15 protein-coding genes and 1 rRNA gene are annotated in these 17,940 nt (G+C 61.5%); 14 read left to right on the top strand and 2 right to left on the bottom strand.

From position 1 onward, the window contains the following. The first annotated feature begins 121 nt into the window (after positions 1–121). Genes J5M58_RS04480 through J5M58_RS04495 form a run of 4 tightly spaced genes read left to right on the top strand, consistent with a single transcriptional unit; the run spans position 122 to position 3,740 of the window. Positions 122–1,006 carry an ABC transporter substrate-binding protein gene (locus tag J5M58_RS04480; RefSeq protein ID WP_207877299.1) on the top strand — a complete coding sequence of 295 codons (885 nt, stop codon included), beginning with the start codon at positions 122–124 and terminating at the stop codon, positions 1,004–1,006. A gap of 50 nt (positions 1,007–1,056) precedes the next feature. After that, positions 1,057–2,040, top strand: a complete 984-nt coding sequence (locus tag J5M58_RS04485) for an iron ABC transporter permease (RefSeq protein ID WP_207877315.1) — start codon at positions 1,057–1,059, stop codon at positions 2,038–2,040. Beyond that, positions 2,040–2,807: a heme ABC transporter ATP-binding protein gene (locus J5M58_RS04490; RefSeq protein WP_112250055.1), complete on the top strand. Its 768-nt coding sequence runs from the start codon at positions 2,040–2,042 to the stop codon at positions 2,805–2,807. Before J5M58_RS04485 ends, J5M58_RS04490 begins: the two co-directional genes overlap by 1 nt. 51 nt (positions 2,808–2,858) lie before the next feature. Beyond that, positions 2,859–3,740, top strand: coding sequence for a ChaN family lipoprotein (locus J5M58_RS04495; protein WP_207877302.1), 882 nt, complete (start codon positions 2,859–2,861; stop codon positions 3,738–3,740). Between the two features lie 179 nt (positions 3,741–3,919). On the opposite strand, the gene J5M58_RS04500 is transcribed toward J5M58_RS04495, so the two are convergent. Both J5M58_RS04500 and J5M58_RS04505 read right to left on the bottom strand, forming a co-directional pair. Next, entirely contained in the window at positions 3,920–4,198 is a 279-nt protein-coding gene (locus J5M58_RS04500) for a TfoX/Sxy family protein (RefSeq protein WP_013974260.1), read from the bottom strand. Between the two features lie 240 nt (positions 4,199–4,438). Further along, entirely contained in the window at positions 4,439–6,001 is a 1,563-nt protein-coding gene (locus J5M58_RS04505; RefSeq protein ID WP_207877304.1) for a bifunctional aminoglycoside phosphotransferase/ATP-binding protein, read from the bottom strand. A 116-nt stretch (positions 6,002–6,117) separates the two neighbouring features. Here J5M58_RS04505 and mrcB point away from each other — a divergent pair, with 116 nt between their 5' ends. The 10 genes from mrcB to J5M58_RS04555 form a co-directional block, all read left to right on the top strand. Beyond that, positions 6,118–8,439 carry a penicillin-binding protein 1B gene (gene mrcB, locus J5M58_RS04510; RefSeq protein WP_112250061.1) on the top strand — a complete coding sequence of 774 codons (2,322 nt, stop codon included), beginning with the start codon at positions 6,118–6,120 and terminating at the stop codon, positions 8,437–8,439. Positions 8,440–8,454: 15 nt separating this feature from the next. Beyond that, positions 8,455–9,273, top strand: coding sequence for a M48 family metallopeptidase (locus tag J5M58_RS04515; protein ID WP_207877306.1), 819 nt, complete (start codon positions 8,455–8,457; stop codon positions 9,271–9,273). Further along, positions 9,273–9,605 (top strand): YqcC family protein, encoded by a 333-nt coding sequence (locus J5M58_RS04520; protein WP_112250065.1) that lies wholly within the window; start codon positions 9,273–9,275, stop codon positions 9,603–9,605. Before J5M58_RS04515 ends, J5M58_RS04520 begins: the two co-directional genes overlap by 1 nt. A 408-nt stretch (positions 9,606–10,013) precedes the next feature. Then, entirely contained in the window at positions 10,014–11,738 is a 1,725-nt protein-coding gene (locus J5M58_RS04525; protein ID WP_112250074.1) for an acetolactate synthase 3 large subunit, read from the top strand. Position 11,739: 1 nt separating this feature from the next. Continuing rightward, entirely contained in the window at positions 11,740–12,231 is a 492-nt protein-coding gene (ilvN, locus tag J5M58_RS04530; RefSeq protein ID WP_003250040.1) for an acetolactate synthase small subunit, read from the top strand. Between the two features lie 55 nt (positions 12,232–12,286). Further along, on the top strand, positions 12,287–13,303 hold the full coding sequence (gene ilvC, locus J5M58_RS04535) for a ketol-acid reductoisomerase (RefSeq protein WP_054885606.1): 1,017 nt from the start codon (positions 12,287–12,289) through the stop codon (positions 13,301–13,303). A gap of 150 nt (positions 13,304–13,453) precedes the next feature. Continuing rightward, positions 13,454–14,305, top strand: coding sequence for a CDP-diacylglycerol--serine O-phosphatidyltransferase (pssA, locus tag J5M58_RS04540; RefSeq protein WP_009685387.1), 852 nt, complete (start codon positions 13,454–13,456; stop codon positions 14,303–14,305). Between the two features lie 79 nt (positions 14,306–14,384). Continuing rightward, the gene (gene msrP / locus J5M58_RS04545; protein WP_207877309.1) at positions 14,385–15,398 is read left to right on the top strand and encodes a protein-methionine-sulfoxide reductase catalytic subunit MsrP; all 1,014 of its coding nucleotides are present in this window, start codon (positions 14,385–14,387) and stop codon (positions 15,396–15,398) included. Continuing rightward, entirely contained in the window at positions 15,398–16,009 is a 612-nt protein-coding gene (gene msrQ, locus J5M58_RS04550) for a protein-methionine-sulfoxide reductase heme-binding subunit MsrQ (RefSeq protein ID WP_207877311.1), read from the top strand. Before msrP ends, msrQ begins: the two co-directional genes overlap by 1 nt. Positions 16,010–16,911: 902 nt before the next feature. Next, positions 16,912–17,940: ribosomal RNA gene (locus tag J5M58_RS04555) — 16S ribosomal RNA — on the top strand; the annotation flags it as partial.

The raw sequence follows: 17,940 nt of genomic DNA on the forward strand, positions 1-17,940 counted from the left end.
TGGCTTGACGCTTCAATGCGAATAATTATCAAATTGCCCGCATTCGCTGCGCCCGGCTGCCTATGGTGCGCAGTTCCGTCGCTCGCCACAAGGCGCGCGGCCCGTCTGCAGAAGGAACCCGATGATGCGCCGTCCCGTCGCCTTGCTCGCCCTGTGCGCGAGCCTTGTGCTCTCCACCCAGGCCCTGGCCGCCGAGCTGCCGCAGCGTTGGGTCAGCGCTGGTGGTGCACTGAGCGAATGGATCAGCGCGCTGGGTGGTGAAGCGCGGTTGGTGGGTGTGGACACTACCAGCCAGCATCCGCCATCGCTGAAGTCACTGCCCAGTGTCGGCTACCAGCGGCAGCTGTCTGCGGAAGGCATTCTCAGCCTGCGCCCGGATGTGCTGGTAGGCACCGAGGAAATGGGGCCGCCACCGGTACTGGCGCAAATCCGCAAGGCTGGCGTGCGGGTCGAACTGTTCTCCAGCAAGGCCGAGCTGGCGGCGGTGGATGAAAACCTCAAGCATCTGGGGCAATTGTTGGGCGCAGAGCAGCAGGCCGCCGTGTTGGCGTCGGGCTACCACCAGCAGCTCGATGCCATGCAAGCCAGGGTCAGGCAGGCCCAGGCCGGGCAAAAGGCGCCAGGGGTATTGCTGCTGGTCGGGCATGCCGGCGCCAAGCCGCTGATCGCCGGGCAGGGTACCGCCGGTGATTGGCTGCTGAGCCAGGCTGGCGGGCGCAACCTGGCAGAACATCAGGGCTACAAGAATTTCTCCAGCGAAGCACTGGCGGCTCTGGACCCGGATGTGATCGTGTTTTCCGACCGCGCTCTGGCCGATGAGCAGGCCCTGCAGGCGTTGCTGAAAGAAAACCCTGCGCTGGCGGCCTCGCGCGCCGTGCGCGAGAAGCGCCTGGTATCGCTTGACCCAACACTGCTGGTCGGCGGGCTCGGGCCACGCTTGCCGGCCACCCTGCAGTCGCTGGCAGCCACCTTCTACCCGGCTGCCAAGGCCAGTCTCGCCCAATGAAGCAGCGGGTCCAGCCACGCACGCTGTTCGTTTGCCTGAGCCTGTTGTGCCTGTTGGCGGTGTGGTTGTCATTGGCCCTGGGGCCAGTCAGCCTGCCCCTGTTCGATACCTTGCGTGCCGGCCTGCGCCTGCTGGGGCTGCCCATTGCCGCTGATGGCCTGCAGCAGGCCGAGATGATCCTCGGCCAGATCCGCCTGCCGCGCACCTTGCTGGGGCTGGCGGTGGGCGCGGTGCTGGCGTTGTCCGGTGTGGCCATGCAGGGGCTGTTCCGTAACCCGCTGGCCGACCCCGGGCTGGTAGGGGTTGCAGCCGGGGCGGCGGTGGGCGCGGCAGTGGCCATCGTTGGCGGCAGTTGGCTGGGCGGTTTGCCGGATATGCTTGCCCCTTACCTGTTGTCGCTGTGTGCCTTCATCGGCGGGTTGGGTGTGACTGCGCTGGTATATCGCCTGGGCCGGCGCGATGGCCAGACCAACGTCGCCACGATGCTGCTGGCCGGTGTGGCCATGACCGCGCTGGGCGGTGCTGCCGTGGGGCTGTTCTCCTACCTGGCCGACGATGCCACGTTGCGCACGCTGACCTTCTGGAACCTGGGCAGCCTCAATGGTGCCAGTTACCAGCGGCTGTGGCCGTTGCTGCTGGTGGCTGCGGGCGTGGCGGTGTGGCTGCCACGTCGGGCCAAGGCGTTGAATGCCATGCTGCTGGGCGAGTCGGAAGCGCGTCACTTGGGTATCGATGTGGAGCGGCTCAAGCGCGAGCTGGTGTTCTGCACGGCGCTGGGTGTGGGGGCGGCGGTAGCGGCAGCGGGGCTGATCGGCTTCATCGGCCTGGTGGTGCCGCACCTGGTGCGCCTGCTGGCCGGGCCTGATCACCGGGTGGTGCTGCCAGCTTCCTTGTTGGCGGGCGGCGTGCTGATGCTGTTCGCCGATTTGGCGGCGCGGCTGCTGCTGGCGCCTGCAGAGCTGCCGATTGGCATCGTCACGGCTTTTATCGGTGCGCCGTTCTTCCTGTTCCTGCTGATACGAGGACGCAGCTGATGTTGCAAGCCGAGGGGCTGTACTTGCGGCGGGGCAGCAACGAAGTGCTGCACGGCATTCATCTGCAACTGAGCCCGGGGCAGGTGGTGGGCGTGCTCGGCCCCAACGGTGCCGGCAAGAGCAGCCTGCTGGGTGTACTGTGTGGTGAACTGGTACCCGATCGCGGGCAGGTGACGTTAGAGGGCAGGCCACTGGCCGACTGGGCCGGACAGGAACGGGCCAGGCGTCTGGCGGTGTTGCCGCAGGTGTCCAGCCTCGGGTTCTCGTTCCGGGTCGAGGAAGTGGTGGGGATGGGGCGCATGCCCCATGGCACCGGGCAGCGGCGCGACGCAGAAATCGTCGAAGCGGCCCTGCGTGCGGCGGATGCCTGGCACCTGGTGGAGCGCAGTTACCTGGCGTTGTCTGGCGGCGAGCGGCAGAGGGTGCACCTGGCTCGGGTGCTGGCGCAGCTTTGGCCGGGCGAGGCGGGCACCACACTGCTGCTCGACGAGCCAACCTCGATGCTCGACCCGTTGCACCAGCACACCACCCTGGAGGCCGTGCGCCGCTTTGCCGAGCGTGGCGCTGCAGTGCTGGTGATCCTGCATGACCTGAACCTGGCGGCGCGCTACTGTGACCGTATCCTGCTGCTGGAGCAGGGGCACTGCCATGCCTTTGCCGCACCTGAAGCCGTGCTGACGCCGGCGGCGTTGAAGGCGGTTTACGGGATCGATGTGCTGGTACAGGCGCACCCGGAGCGTGGGCATCCGCTGATCATCACCCGCTAACGCCGGCGCTCCTACAAAGGCTCGTGCAGGCCATGAATGGAGGTACTGCCCATGCGCCATCCGCTGCTGTCCGCTTTCTCGCTATGCCTGGCCCTGGTCCTGGGTGGCTGCCAGGCCAGCCTGCCACCGCTGCCCGGCTGGCAGAGCAGTGAGGGGCGTAGCCACGCCGACCTGGGGCATATCGTCGATCTCGCTGATGGCCAGCTGATCAGCCCTGAGCAACTGGTGCAGCGCCTGTCTACCGCCCCCCGGGTACTGGTCGGCGAGAAACACGACAACCCCGACCATCACGCACTGCAGCTGTGGCTGCTGCGCGCCCTGCAAGGCCAACGTGTGCAGGGCAGCCTGCTGCTGGAAATGCTGCAGCCCGAGCAGCAACCGCTACTGGACAAGCTGGCGGGGCAACCTTTGCCGGCAGACCTGCCCAAGGCCCTGGCTTGGCAGGACGGCTGGGACTGGCAGCTGTACGGGCCAATCGTGACTGAGGCTTTGCAGCAGCGGGTGCCTGTGCTGGCCGCCAACCTCTCGCCCGGCGAGATGCGCCAGGCCTATCGACAGCCAGCTTCGTTACCGGGCGAACGCTCCAATGCGCCGACGGTCAAGGCCGCCTTGCTGGAGCATGTGCGTGCCGGGCATTGCGGGATGCTGCCAGAAAGCCAGTTGCCGGCGATGCTGGCCGTGCAGCAGCAGCGCGACCGGCGCATGGCCGAGCGCTTGCTGGCGGCGCCGCAGCCGGCATTGCTGCTGGCCGGGGCTTATCACGTGCGCAAGGATCTGGGTGTGCCGTTGCACTTGGCTGACCTGAGTGCGCAGGGGGAGAGCAAGGTACTGCTGCTGGCAGAGGTCGGTGAGCAGGTCGATGCAGGCGAGGCTGATTTTGTGTGGTACACGGCCGCTATGCCGGAGCAGGACTATTGCGCGCAACTGCGGTGACAGGGCTGCAAAAAGGCAAAAAAAGACCCGGCAAATTGCCGGGTCAATAACCGTGATTAGCCTGATGAGGAGATAATCTGAGAGTCCGAACCAGGGGCTCTTAGGTTATCCAACCAGTCTCGCGACCAGTTGTGATAATCATAACGATTCTCATTACTGCGTCAATCCCCTTCTCGGGATTATTTCTGATTTTTTTGCGCAGGGCTTTTCGCATCCAGTTGTTGGTTGAGCGCTTCTTTGCGCTCTAGCGGCAAATCGTTCCAGTGCATGTCCAGCAGGGCGCCTTCAATGGCATACAACAGCACCTTCGATGCGCGGAACCCTCGTGTCTTCACGGCCTGGTAAGCACCCACCGCGCCCAGGCGGCGCAAATCCGATGCACTGTGGATGCCGGCTGCATGCAGCCACTGCGCAGAGGTCTTGCCAAGGTTCTTCAGATGCTGCAATTCATCGTTCATCGAGCCTCCTTGCGATGGCTGAACGGGGATTGGGGGATAAATCGCGAGCAGGTCAGAGAGGAGTGTAGCGGGGGATGGGAAATGCGCGGCCTTTTGCCATGGGGGGCGACGAGATGTCCTGGGCCGGCCTCTTCGCGGGTGAACCCGCTCCCACAGGTACTGCGTCTGTCGTGAGGCTTGCAGATAACCTTGTGGGAGCGGGTTCACCCGCGAAGAGGCCGGCCCAGGAAAACGCTGAACTTACAGCCCAGGCAAGCGCTGGCGAATCTGCTCGATCACCTGATCCATGCTCCCGGCACTCTGGGTATCGACGCGAGTGCTCTGCACCAGCTCCTGTGCATCCAGCGGCTCACGGCTGGCCTGCTGGGCCTTGACCACTTCCACGGTGGCATCCGACGGGTCGGTGTTTTCTGCCCGGCGCTGCTCCAGCCAGCTGGCGATGACCGCATCCGGCGCGTGGCAGTCGAGGATCAGGAACGGCACGCCGGTCTGGCTGGCGATGTTCGCCGCGGCCTGGCGCTGATCGCGCTTGAGGTAGGTGGCATCCAGCACCACCGGGAAGCCGGCTCGCAGCACGGTTGCCGCCACCTCGTGCAGGCGCTGGTAGGTCGCGACACTGGCGTCCTGGTCATAGATGCCGGTACTCAGCAAGCCAGCGTCAGCCTGCTGCTGTTCGCCGAACAGGCGTTTGCGCTCCACATCCGAACGCACGCGGACGGCGCCCAGGGCCTCGACCATGCGCATGGCCACGTGGCTTTTGCCCACCGCCGAAACACCGTGGGTAATGGCCAGCAGGCGCGACGGGATGGCGCTGTAGCTTTCTGCCAGGTTGGCATAGTTGCGGTAGGTGCGCAGGGTGGTGGCGCGCTGCACGCCATCGGCATCGGCCGGCATGCTGAACAGCGCCACCTTGGCCCGCACCAGTGCTCGGTAGGCTTTGTAGAAGTTGAGCAGTTCCAGGCCTTCGTAGTCGCCGGTCAGTTCCAGGTACTGGCTGATGAAACGCCGGGCCAGGCATTTAAGGCCGCGGTCTTCCAGGTCCATGGCGAGGAAGCCGGTATCGGCGTAAACGTCGGTCAAGCGGAACGGTTCGTTGAACTCGATGCAGTCGAAGATCACCACCTTGCCGTCGATCAGGGTGGCGTTGCCCAGGTGAATGTCACCGTGGCATTCACGGATGAAACCATTGGCCTTGCGCTTTTCCAGCAGGCCATGCAGGCGCTCGAAGCTGCTGCGTGCCCAGGCCTGCAGGGCGTCGAGTTGCTGCAGGTCGGCCTTGTCGCTGAGGAACGGGCGAATCTGCTCGAAGTTCTGCTCCACCGGTGCCATAACGCTGTCCGGCGTGCCCAGTGGGTGCTCCACCGGCACGCGTGGGGCCTGCAGGTGGAACTCGGCGATCTGCCGGGCCATCTGGTCGATGTGCGCGGCGTTCAGTTCGCCGTTGGCCTGCAGGGTGTTGAGCATCTGCCCCTGGGGGAACTGACGCATCTTCAGCACGTATTCAATGGCTTCGCCTTCACCACCGATCTGCGGTGCGTCGACGCTACCGGTGATCGGCAACACTTCCAGGTACAGGCCTTCGGTCAGGCGCTGGTTCAGGCGCAATTCTTCGTTACAGAAATGCTGGCGCTGGTCCAGGCCGGTGAAGTCGAGGAAGCCGAAGTTCATCGGTTTCTTGATCTTGTAGGCATACTCGCCGGTGAGCAGGACCCAGGAGATATGCGTCTCGATGAGCTGGAACCCATCCACGGGGTGAGGGTACAGGGCTGGGTTCTGCAACGCAGTGATAAGGGCTTGGCTCACGGGAAATCCTTCCGGGGGCAGGGAATTCGAATGCGCCATTATGGTCAATGGTGCCGTCCCTGCCTACCGCCGGGGGCGTCTGCCCAGCCTTTATAAAGTGCGTATAATCCGCCGCCATGACCCGAACCCGAAATCCCCGTACCCCTCAGAAACGCCCGACCGGCCGCTCCCGCGCCTGGCTGGGCTGGGCTTTGAAGCTCAGCCTGGTCGGTTTGGTGATCGTCGCCGGCTTCGCGGTTTACCTCGATGCCGTCGTCCAGGAAAAGTTTTCCGGCAAGCGCTGGACCATTCCCGCCAAGGTGTATGCCCGGCCGCTGGAGCTGTTCACCGGCCAGAAACTGAGCAAGAACGACTTCCTCACCGAGCTGGATGCGCTCGGCTACCGGCGTGAAAGCGCGGCCAACGGCCCGGGCGCGGCGGCAGTCAACGGCAATACCGTCGAGCTCAATACCCGTGGCTTCCAGTTCTACGAGGGCATGGAGCCGGCGCAGTTCGTGCGTGTGCGCTTCTCCGGCGATTACGTGGCGGGCCTTTCCGGCGCCAACGGCAAGACGCTCGACGTAGTGCGCCTGGAGCCGTTGATGATCGGCGGCATCTATCCGAAAAACCTCGAAGACCGCATCCTGATCAAGATCGACCAGGTGCCGCCGTACCTGCTCGAAACCCTGGTGGCGACGGAAGACCGCGACTTCTACAGCCACTTCGGGGTGTCTCCCAAGTCCATCGCCCGGGCCATGTGGGTCAACACCTCGGCAGGTTCCATGCGTCAGGGTGGCAGTACCCTGACCCAGCAGCTGGTGAAGAACTTCTACCTCACCAGCGAGCGCAGCCTCAGCCGCAAGCTGACCGAGGCGATGATGGCCGTGCTGCTGGAATTGCACTACGACAAGCGCGAGATCCTCGAGGCCTACCTGAACGAGGTGTTCGTCGGCCAGGATGGCCAGCGTGCGGTGCACGGCTTCGGCCTCGCCAGCCAGTTCTTCTTCAGCCAACCGCTGTCGGAGCTGAAATTGCACCAGATCGCCTTGTTGGTGGGCATGGTCAAGGGGCCGTCCTATTACAACCCGCGTCGCTACCCCGACCGCGCCCTGGCCCGCCGCAACCTGGTACTCGACCTGGTGGCCGAGCAGGGCGTGGCCAGCCAGGCAGAAGTCGATGCAGCGAAGAAGATGCCGCTGGGCGTGACCAAGCGCGGCAGCCTGGCCGACAGCTCGTTCCCGGCGTTCCTCGACCTGGTCAAGCGTCAGCTGCGCCAGGACTACCGCGATGAAGACTTGACCGAAGAAGGCCTGCGCATCTTCACCAGCTTCGACCCGATCCTGCAGATGAAGGCCGAAACCTCGATGAGCGAGACCTTCAAGCGCCTGGCGGGCCGCAAGGGGGCGGACGAGGTTGAGTCGGCGATGGTCGTGACCAACCCGGAAACCGGTGAAGTGCAGGCACTGATCGGCAGCCGCCAGGCCGGCTTTGCCGGCTTCAACCGCGCCATCGATGCCGTGCGGCCGATTGGCTCGCTGGTCAAGCCAGCGGTGTACCTGACCGCGCTGGAGCAGCCGACCAGGTACACCCTGACCAGCCTGGTGCAGGACGAACCGTTCTCGGTCAAAGGTGCCGACGGCCAGGTCTGGCGCCCGCAAAACTACGACCGCCGCCCGCACGGCACCATCTACCTGTACCAGGGGCTGGCCAATTCCTACAACCTGTCGACAGCCAAGATCGGCCTGGATGTGGGCGTGCCCAATGTGATCAAGACCATTGGCCGGCTGGGTGTGAATGTCGACTGGCCAGCCTTCCCGGCCATGCTGCTGGGTGCCGGTGGCATGTCGCCGATGCAGGTCGCGACCATGTACCAGACCATCGCCAATGGCGGCTTCAACACCCCGATGCGCGGTATCCGCAGCGTGCTGACCGCCGAGGGCGAGCCGCTCAAGCGCTACCCGTTCCAGATCCAGCAAACTTTCGACCCGGGGGCTATCTACCTGGTGCAGAACGCCATGCAGCGGGTGATGCGCGAAGGCACAGGCCGCTCGGTGTACAACACGTTGCCGCGCAATCTCACCCTGGCGGGCAAGACCGGTACCAGTAACGATTCGCGTGACAGCTGGTTCTCCGGCTTCAGTCAGGACCTGCTGGCCGTGGTATGGATGGGCCGCGACGATAATGGCAAGACGCCATTTACCGGTGCTACCGGTGCCCTGCAGGTATGGACCAGCTTCATGAAAAAGGCCGACCCGCTGCCGCTGGACATGCCGCAACCGGACAACGTGGTGCAGGCCTGGATCGACCCGTACAGTGGCCACGGGTCTGATGGCAGCTGTCCGGGAGCGGTGCAGATGCCGTATATTCGCGGGAGTGAACCGCCCGCCGGCGCGGCCTGTGGCGGCGAGCAGGATCCAGTTGAATCGGTCATGGACTGGGTCAAGGGCTGGATGAATTAAGCACAGGCTGCATTGATGAGGTGTGACGTGAACAAGTGGCTGTTTCCTGCCGTGACGGCGCTGGCTGTGCTCCAGGGGTGCGCCAGCGTCCCACGCGGCAATATTCCGGTGGTCGACTCGAGCACCCGCGTGTCCAACAGCGAACGCGTGACGGCCAACCGCTCTGCCGGTGGCTATAACGCGGGCACCGCGCAGGCACAAACGCTGCCTGAGGACTCGGGCGTCACCGTGATGATCCCGCAGGGCGCGGGCGCTTCGAGCATCCAGACGTTCCCGGCGGCAAATGGCGCGGCGCCGATCAGCACCTCGCCGATTACCCCGGGGCCGATCACTCCAGGACCGATTACCACCGAACCGGTCAGTTCGGCACCTATGACCACCAACCCCAACCCGATCGCCGACGAACCCTTCGACATCGCGGCGATGACCAGCGCCCCGCAAAGCACCAGCGCGCCAACTGGTATTCCGCGTAGCAGCGCCACTGCAGGTGGCCTGTCGGCCGACGAGCAGCTGGACGGCCCGGTGCTGGCCCTGCTGACCACTGCGAAGACTCAGCAAGGCAGTGGTGACTTCAACGGTGCCGCCTCGAGCCTGGAGCGTGCCCAGCGCATTGCCCCACGCGAGCCGCAGGTGCTGTACCGCCTGGCCCAGGTGCGCCTGTCGCAAGGTGATGCGCCGCAGGCCGAGCAGTTGGCGCGTCGTGCCCTGACTTACGCCAACGGCCGCCCGAGCCTGCAGGCCGAGCTGTGGAACACCATCGCCCAGGCCCGCGAGAAGCAGGGTGACAGCGCTGGTGCCGCCCTGGCCCGGCAAAAGGCACGGGTCAATTCGTGATGATCGAGCAGCGCATTCTGGATATTGCCGACCACCTGCTGCTGATCGAGCGTGAACTGCAGGTGCAAGGCTGGTGGGATGACGAGCCGCCAAGCGACGAGGCACTGGCCAGTGCTGTGCCTTTCGCTGTCGATACCCTCAGTTTCGAGCAGTGGCTGCAATGGATCTTCCTGCCGCGCATGAAGATCATCATCGAGCTGGGCCACCCGCTGCCCAACGCCTCCGGCATCCTGGTCATGGCCGAAACCGTGTTTACCGACCGGCCAGAGCAAAGTCGTGAGCTACGCCGCCTGTTGGCAGCATTTGATCAATTGATTGCTCCTTCCGCCTGATTTCTTCAGTTTTTCCTTCAAGGGCCGCAGAATGTGGCCCTTTTTTGTGGAAATCTTATTTATTCTGCTGCTGAAGCGATTTTTAGTGGTGGCAGGAATTCATCTTGGGGAAAAATTGGCAATAATTTTTCTTGACTTGTTGGCGCCGAATCAGAAGAATCCAATCTCCGCTGTAGAGGGACTGCCAGAAGCAGACCCGCTAAGCAGATCATGAGGCGCACACCCGCGCCGACCTGTTACACCCCGCAACGCGTTACCTCGCGCTGGGTGGGAAAACCCCGCAACACTCTGGGGCGCTCCCAATACTTGCTCAGTCAGTGCTGACGTTCGCTCATGCTCTGCTTGGCAGTAAACCTATTAAGACCCGTCCAGTGAGGACGGTATTCTGGCGTTTTAGAGGTGAACAACGTGGAGCTTTTATCTGGCGCTGAGATGGTCGTCCGCTTCTTGCGTGACGAAGGCGTTAAGCACATCTACGGGTACCCTGGTGGTGCTCTCCTGCATGTTTACGACGCGCTGTTCAAGGAACCGGAAGTCGAGCACATCCTGGTTCGTCATGAGCAGGCAGCTACCCATATGGCGGACGGCTACGCTCGCGCCACCGGCAAGGCCGGCGTGGTGCTGGTAACCTCCGGCCCGGGCGCGACCAATGCCATTACCGGTATTGCCACCGCCTACATGGACTCGATTCCGATGGTCATCCTGTCCGGCCAGGTGCCTAGCACCATGGTGGGTACCGATGCCTTCCAGGAAACCGACATGATCGGTATTTCGCGGCCGATCGTGAAGCACAGCTTCATGATCAAGCATGCCAGCGAAATCCCCGAAGTCTTGAAAAAAGCATTCTACCTGGCGCAATCCGGTCGCCCAGGCCCGGTCGTGGTCGACATTCCAAAAGATATGACCAACCCGGCAGAGAAGTTCGAATACGTCTACCCGAAAAAGGTCAAGCTGCGCTCCTACAGCCCGGCGGTACGCGGCCACTCCGGCCAGATCCGCAAGGCGGCCGAGATGCTGCTGGCGGCCAAGCGCCCGATCGTCTACTCCGGTGGCGGCGTGATCCTCGGTGGTGGCTCCGAAGCCCTGACCGAAATCGCCAAGTCGCTGAACCTGCCGGTCACCAATACCCTGATGGGGCTGGGTGGCTTCCCGGGTACCGACCGCCAGTTCCTCGGCATGCTGGGCATGCACGGCAGCTTCACTGCCAACATGGCCATGCACAATGCCGACGTCATCTTCGCCGTCGGTGCTCGCTTTGACGATCGCGTGGTCAACGGCCCGGCCAAGTTCTGCCCGAACGCCAAGATCATCCACATCGACATCGACCCGGCGTCTATCTCCAAGATGATCAAGGCCGACGTGCCGATTGTCGGCCCCGTCGACAGCGTGCTCAGCGAAATGCTCGGCATCCTCAAGGAAATCGGCGAGCAGCCTGACAAGGCGGCGCTGGATGCCTGGTGGAAGCAGATCGACGAATGGCGTGGCGATGGCGAGCTGTTCCCCTACGACAAGGGCGACGGCAATGTCATCAAGCCGCAGAAAGTCATCGAGACCCTGTGCGAAGTGACCAATGGCAATGCCTTCGTCACCTCCGACGTTGGCCAGCACCAGATGTTCGCGGCGCAGTACTACCGCTTCAACAAGCCGAACCGCTGGATCAACTCCGGTGGCCTGGGCACCATGGGCTTCGGCTTCCCGGCGGCGATGGGCGTCAAGCTCAACTTCCCGGATCAGGACGTGGCCTGCGTGACCGGTGAAGGCAGCATCCAGATGAACATCCAGGAGCTGTCCACCTGCATGCAGTACGGCCTGCCGGTGAAGATCGTCAACCTGAACAACGGTGTGCTGGGCATGGTCCGCCAGTGGCAGGACATGGCCTACAACGGTCGTCACTCGCACTCGTACGTCGAGTCGCTGCCTGACTTCATCAAGCTGGCCGAGGCCTATGGCCATGTGGGTATCCGCATCACCAGCCTGAAGGACCTCAAGCCGAAGCTGGAAGAAGCGTTTGCGATGAAGGACCGCCTGGTCTTTATCGACATCGCGGTTGACCGCAGTGAGCACGTCTATCCGATGCAGATCAAGGATGGCTCGATGCGTGACATGTGGCTGAGCAAGACGGAGCGTACCTGATATGCGGCACATCATCTCCCTGCTGCTGGAAAACGAACCAGGTGCGTTGTCCCGCGTGGTCGGCCTGTTCTCCCAGCGAAACTACAACATTGAAAGCCTGACCGTGGCGCCGACCGAAGACCCGACCCTGTCGCGTCTGACGCTGACCACCGTTGGCCATGACGAAGTGATCGAACAGATCACCAAGAACCTGAACAAGCTGGTCGAAGTGGTCAAGCTCGTCGACCTGTCGGAAAGCGCTCACATCGAGCGTGAACTGATGCTGGTCAAGGTCAAGGCCACCGGTGCCCAGCGCGCCGAGATCAAGCGCACCACGGATATCTTCCGTGGCCAGATCGTCGATGTGACCGCCAGCGTGTACACCGTACAGCTGAGCGGCACCAGCGACAAACTGGACAGCTTCATCCAGGCGATCGGCACTGCATCGATTCTCGAAACCGTGCGCAGCGGCGTTACCGGCATTGCCCGTGGCGACAAAGTGCTCAGCATCTAAATTCAAAAATTAGCGATGGCTCCGCAGGGGCCGAGATATAACCAGGGGTATTTTCATGAAAGTTTTCTACGATAAAGACTGCGACCTTTCCATCATCCAGGGTAAGAAAGTCGCCATCATCGGTTACGGTTCCCAGGGCCACGCTCAGGCGTGCAACCTGAAGGACTCCGGTGTAGATGTCACCATCGGTCTGCGTAAAGGTTCGGCCACCGTTGCCAAGGCAGAAGCCCATGGCCTGAAAGTGACCGACGTTGCCTCTGCCGTCGCTGCTGCCGACCTGGTCATGATCCTGACCCCGGACGAGTTCCAGGGCCAGCTGTACAAGCAGGAAATCGAGCCGAACATCAAGAAGGGCGCTACCCTGGCCTTCTCCCACGGCTTCGCGATCCACTACAACCAGGTCGTTCCGCGTGCCGACCTCGACGTGATCATGATCGCGCCGAAGGCACCTGGCCACACCGTGCGCTCCGAGTTCGTCAAAGGCGGCGGTATCCCTGACCTGATCGCCATCTACCAGGACGCTTCCGGCAATGCCAAGAACGTTGCCCTGTCGTACGCTTCGGGCGTAGGCGGCGGCCGTACCGGCATCATCGAAACCACCTTCAAGGACGAAACCGAAACCGACCTGTTCGGTGAGCAGGCCGTTCTGTGCGGCGGTACCGTCGAGCTGGTCAAGGCTGGTTTCGAGACCCTGGTCGAAGCTGGCTACGCGCCGGAAATGGCCTACTTCGAGTGCCTGCACGAGCTGAAGCTGATCGTTGACCTCATGTACGAAGGCGGCATCGCCAACATGAACTACTCGATCTCCAACAACGCCGAGTACGGTGAGTACGTAACCGGTCCGGAAGTCATCAACGAAGAATCCCGCAAGGCCATGCGCAACGCCCTGAAGCGCATCCAGGACGGCGAGTACGCGAAGATGTTCATCTCCGAAGGTGCTACCAACTACCCATCGATGACTGCCAAGCGCCGCAACAACGCCGCTCACGGCATCGAGATCATCGGCGAGCAACTGCGCTCGATGATGCCGTGGATCTCGGCTAACAAAATCGTCGACAAGACCAAGAACTGAGTCTTATCGAAAGATGAAAAACGCGGCTTCGGCCGCGTTTTTTCGTTCTGACTGTCAGCTTCTGGTATAAAGCAGACCAGTGGCCTGCCGTCAGAACCTGTTTTGCAGGCCCGTGTCGAACATTTTCCATCCTGTTGCAAGGTACCCTCCATGAGCGAACGTCCCGAAGAGCCGAACAAGCCCTCCGACGCCGAAAGCCTGCTACCTGTCGATGAGCACGTTGAAGAAGGGCATGACGCCGAAGGGCGCAAGGTGCGCCACCGTGGCATCTACCTGCTGCCCAACCTGTTTACCACCGCCAACCTGTTTGCCGGTTTCTATTCCATCATCAGCTCGATGAGCGCGCAGAGCGCCCTGAGCGCCGGAGACCCGCGCGAGGCGAGCAAGTACTTTGCCTTCGCCGCCATCGCCATCTTCGTGGCCATGGTGCTCGACGGCCTCGATGGCCGTGTTGCGCGTATGACCAACACCCAAAGCGCCTTTGGTGCCGAGTACGACTCGCTGTCGGACATGGTCGCCTTCGGTGTGGCTCCGGCTTTGCTCGCCTTTGGCTGGGCGCTTGGCGACATGGGCAAGGTCGGCTGGATGGTCGCCTTCATCTATGTGGCCGGTGCAGCACTGCGCCTGGCACGTTTCAATACCCAGGTCGGCACCGCCGACAAGCGCTACTTCATCGGCCTGGCCAGCCCGGCTGCCGCGGGTGTGGTCGCTGGTACCGTGTGGGCGTTCAGCGACTACGGCATCCAGGGCTCCAAGCTGTCGTTCCTGGTGGCGCTGCTGGTGGCCGCGGCCGGTATGTTGATGGTCAGCAATATCAAGTACAACAGCTTCAAGGAGCTGGACCTCAAGGGCCGTGTACCGTTTGTAGCGATTCTGGCCGTGGTGCTGGTGTTTGCCGTGGTGTTCAGCGACCCGCCTCGCATCTTGCTGCTGATCTTCCTCGCCTATGCGGCTTCGGGGCCTATCCAGTTCCTGCTGAAGTCGCGCCGTCGCAAAGCGTGACAATCATTTAATGCTGGAATAACCCGCCGGCTCCATAGTCTTACTGGTACATCCGTTATCCAGTGCTGTGGAGCCGCTCATGCTCATCAAGCTACCCAGGTCTTCCGAGTGCAAGGCATCGGAGATCACCCCCGAAGGCATCTACCTCTCCCGTCGTACCCTGCTGGGTGGCTCGTTGGCTGGCTTGGCCCTGGGCGCCTTGCCGGGCAAGGCGCGTGCAGCTGAAGCCAGCCGTTACGCCGATGTCGAGGTGGGCAGGGCGCCTGGCTGGTTCAGTGAAAAGCTCGCGGCCACCCAATGGCAGGCAGTAACGGTCAAGGGTGAGGCAATCACACCGTTCAAGGATGCCACCCACTACAACAATTTCTACGAGTTCGGGCCCGACAAGGGCGACCCGGCGGCCAATGGCGACAGCCTGAAAACCGAACCGTGGAGCGTTGTGGTCGATGGCGAAGTGAGCAAGCCCGGGCGCTATGCACTGGAAGACTTCGTGAAACCGTACCAGCTTGAGGAGCGCATCTACCGGCTGCGTTGCGTCGAGGCGTGGTCGATGGTCGTTCCGTGGCTGGGCTTCCCGTTGGCGCAGGTGCTCAAGCAGGTCGAACCGACGTCCAAGGCGCGCTATGTGCGCTTCGAAACCCTGAAAGACCCGGAGCACATGCCGGGGCAGCGTTCGGGGTTCGCCTTGATCGACTGGCCTTATAGAGAAGGCTTGCGTCTGGATGAGGCGATGCATCCTTTGGCGATCCTGGCGGTTGGCATGTATGGCCGGGAGCTGCCCAACCAGAATGGCGCTCCGTTGCGGCTGGTGGTGCCGTGGAAGTATGGCTTCAAGAGCATCAAGTCGATCGTGCGTATCAGCCTGGTGGCCGAGCAACCGGGCACCACCTGGGAAGGGTTGGCGCCGGATGAATATGGGTTCTATGCCAATGTGAACCCGACGGTCGACCACCCCCGTTGGAGCCAGGCGCGTGAACGGCGGCTGCCCAGCGGGCTGTTCAGTCCCAATGTGCGGGAAACCCAGATGTTCAATGGCTATGCCGATGAAGTGGCGTCGCTTTATGCCGGGCTCGATCTGCGGAAGAACTATTGATGCGTCACCCATGGTTTCGTCTGGCCATCTTCATCGTGGGGTGCCTGTTCCCGGCGTGGTGGTTGTATGAGGCGGCGATGAATCTGCTGGGGCCTGATCCCGGGAAGATCATGATGGATCGTCTCGGGCTCGGTGCGCTGACCTTCCTGCTGGTTACCTTGGGCATGACGCCGCTGCAGAAGCTGACGGGGTGGTCGGGCTGGATCGTGGTGCGCCGGCAACTGGGGTTATGGGTGTTTGCCTATATCGTGCTGCACATCCTGGCTTACCTGTTCTTTATCCTTGGGCTGGACTGGGGGCAGCTGACGGTTGAGTTGCGCAAGCGGCCTTACATTATTGTGGGTGCGCTTGGGTTTCTTGGGCTGCTGGCCCTGGCGGTTACCTCGAATCGGTATAGCCAGCGGCGGTTGGGTGCGCGTTGGAAGAAGCTGCACCGATTGGTGTACGTGATACTTGGGTTGGGGTTGCTGCATTTCTTGTGGATCGTGCGCTCGGATCTGCGGGAGTGGGCGATCTATGCGTTTATTGGGGCTGTGTTGATGGTGTTGCGGGTTCCCGCGGTTTCGCGGGTGCTGCCCAGGGTTGGACGGAGGCAGGGGAGGGTGGTTTGAGCGGGGTGGGGCTGCTAGGTGCCTGTCTTGGGATAGTATTGGCTTTGAGATGTGCCTGGCTTGAGTTTTCTGGCGCCTGTGAGATCGGGCGCCGCCCGCGCGGCGCATCGCGGGGCAAGCCCGCTCCCACATTTGTTGCAACGTGCCGAACCTGCCAGGCCATGGTTGCCCGCCTTGGTGCTCGTCTTGAGGCAGGTGGGGCGGCATCAATGCCCACCCCCGAGATCCAGCCATGCCAACAAGGCTGACAACCATGCCCTCACAGGCATGGCCACGTTGCAACAAATGTGGGAGCGGGCTTGCCCCGCGAAGCGCCGCGCGGGCGGCGCTCGATCTCACAGGCGCTGAAGGTATTGTGGCGAGCACTTAATGACCTTGATAAGGTCTTCGCCTGGAACATTTCAAATAAATGAAATTAAAGGTTGACGCCCCTCCGAATCCCCTTATAATGCGCCCCACTTCCAGCGACATCGGAACGAAAAACTCCTTGTTCATCAATGGGTTAAGTAGTTAAGAAGAAGCTGAAAGCGCTACGATCAACTGATCGACAGCGGTTGAGATGATGGTTGACAGCGCTTTTAAACGCTGTATGATTCGCCTCCCGCTACGAGAGATCGCAGCGAGTCAAGTGTTTGAAGCTAAACGAGTTTCTCGCAAAAAACTTCAAAATAAACGCTTGACAGCAAATGAGGAAAGCGTAGAATGCGCGCCTCGGTTGAGACGAAAAGCTCTTAACCAAACGCTCTTTAACAAATCGAATCAAGCAATTCGTGTGGGTGCTTGTGAGTACGGACTGATAGTCACAAAGATTATCAGCATCACAAGTGGCCATGCGAGAAATCACATAGTCATTTGAGATTGCTGAGCCAAGTTTAGGGTTTCTTAAAAACCCAAGCAGTATTGAACTGAAGAGTTTGATCATGGCTCAGATTGAACGCTGGCGGCAGGCCTAACACATGCAAGTCGAGCGGATGACGGGAGCTTGCTCCTTGATTCAGCGGCGGACGGGTGAGTAATGCCTAGGAATCTGCCTGGTAGTGGGGGACAACGTTTCGAAAGGAACGCTAATACCGCATACGTCCTACGGGAGAAAGCAGGGGACCTTCGGGCCTTGCGCTATCAGATGAGCCTAGGTCGGATTAGCTAGTTGGTGGGGTAATGGCTCACCAAGGCGACGATCCGTAACTGGTCTGAGAGGATGATCAGTCACACTGGAACTGAGACACGGTCCAGACTCCTACGGGAGGCAGCAGTGGGGAATATTGGACAATGGGCGAAAGCCTGATCCAGCCATGCCGCGTGTGTGAAGAAGGTCTTCGGATTGTAAAGCACTTTAAGTTGGGAGGAAGGGCAGTAAGCTAATACCTTGCTGTTTTGACGTTACCGACAGAATAAGCACCGGCTAACTCTGTGCCAGCAGCCGCGGTAATACAGAGGGTGCAAGCGTTAATCGGAATTACTGGGCGTAAAGCGCGCGTAGGTGGTTCGTTAAGTTGGATGTGAAAGCCCCGGGCTCAACCTGGGAACTGCATCCAAAACTGGCGAGCTAGAGTACGGTAGAGGGTGGTGGAATTTCCTGTGTAGCGGTGAAATGCGTAGATATAGGAAGGAACACCAGTGGCGAAGGCGACCACCTGGACTGATACTGACACTGAGGTGCGAAAGCGTGGGGAGCAAACAGGATTAGATACCCTGGTAGTCCACGCCGTAAACGATGTCAACTAGCCGTTGGAATCCTTGAGATTTTAGTGGCGCAGCTAACGCATTAAGTTGACCGCCTGGGGAGTACGGCCGCAAGGTTAAAACTCAAATGAATTGACGGGGGCCCGCACAAGCGGTGGAGCATGTGGTTTAATTCGAAGCAACGCGAAGAACCTTACCAGGCCTTGACATGCAGAGAACTTTCCAGAGATGGATTGGTGCCTTCGGGA

It is taken from the genome of Pseudomonas sp. 32_A (assembly GCF_017490905.1).
GTDB classification, from domain to species: domain Bacteria; phylum Pseudomonadota; class Gammaproteobacteria; order Pseudomonadales; family Pseudomonadaceae; genus Aquipseudomonas; species Aquipseudomonas inefficax.

What these genes read in the sequence shown, in the direction of transcription:
- pssA (WP_009685387.1), top strand. Translation starts at nt 13,454, where the DNA reads ATGAGCGAACGTCCCGAAGAGCCGAACAAGCCCTCCGACGCCGAAAGC.
- J5M58_RS04520 (WP_112250065.1), top strand. Translation starts at nt 9,273, where the DNA reads ATGATCGAGCAGCGCATTCTGGATATTGCCGACCACCTGCTGCTGATC.
- J5M58_RS04495 (WP_207877302.1), top strand. Translation starts at nt 2,859, where the DNA reads ATGCGCCATCCGCTGCTGTCCGCTTTCTCGCTATGCCTGGCCCTGGTC.
- msrP (WP_207877309.1), top strand. Translation starts at nt 14,385, where the DNA reads ATGCTCATCAAGCTACCCAGGTCTTCCGAGTGCAAGGCATCGGAGATC.
- J5M58_RS04490 (WP_112250055.1), top strand. Translation starts at nt 2,040, where the DNA reads ATGTTGCAAGCCGAGGGGCTGTACTTGCGGCGGGGCAGCAACGAAGTG.
- ilvN (WP_003250040.1), top strand. Translation starts at nt 11,740, where the DNA reads ATGCGGCACATCATCTCCCTGCTGCTGGAAAACGAACCAGGTGCGTTG.
- ilvC (WP_054885606.1), top strand. Translation starts at nt 12,287, where the DNA reads ATGAAAGTTTTCTACGATAAAGACTGCGACCTTTCCATCATCCAGGGT.
- J5M58_RS04480 (WP_207877299.1), top strand. Translation starts at nt 122, where the DNA reads ATGATGCGCCGTCCCGTCGCCTTGCTCGCCCTGTGCGCGAGCCTTGTG.
- mrcB (WP_112250061.1), top strand. Translation starts at nt 6,118, where the DNA reads ATGACCCGAACCCGAAATCCCCGTACCCCTCAGAAACGCCCGACCGGC.
- msrQ (WP_207877311.1), top strand. Translation starts at nt 15,398, where the DNA reads ATGCGTCACCCATGGTTTCGTCTGGCCATCTTCATCGTGGGGTGCCTG.
- J5M58_RS04515 (WP_207877306.1), top strand. Translation starts at nt 8,455, where the DNA reads ATGAGGTGTGACGTGAACAAGTGGCTGTTTCCTGCCGTGACGGCGCTG.
- J5M58_RS04500 (WP_013974260.1), bottom strand. Translation starts at nt 4,198, where the DNA reads ATGAACGATGAATTGCAGCATCTGAAGAACCTTGGCAAGACCTCTGCG.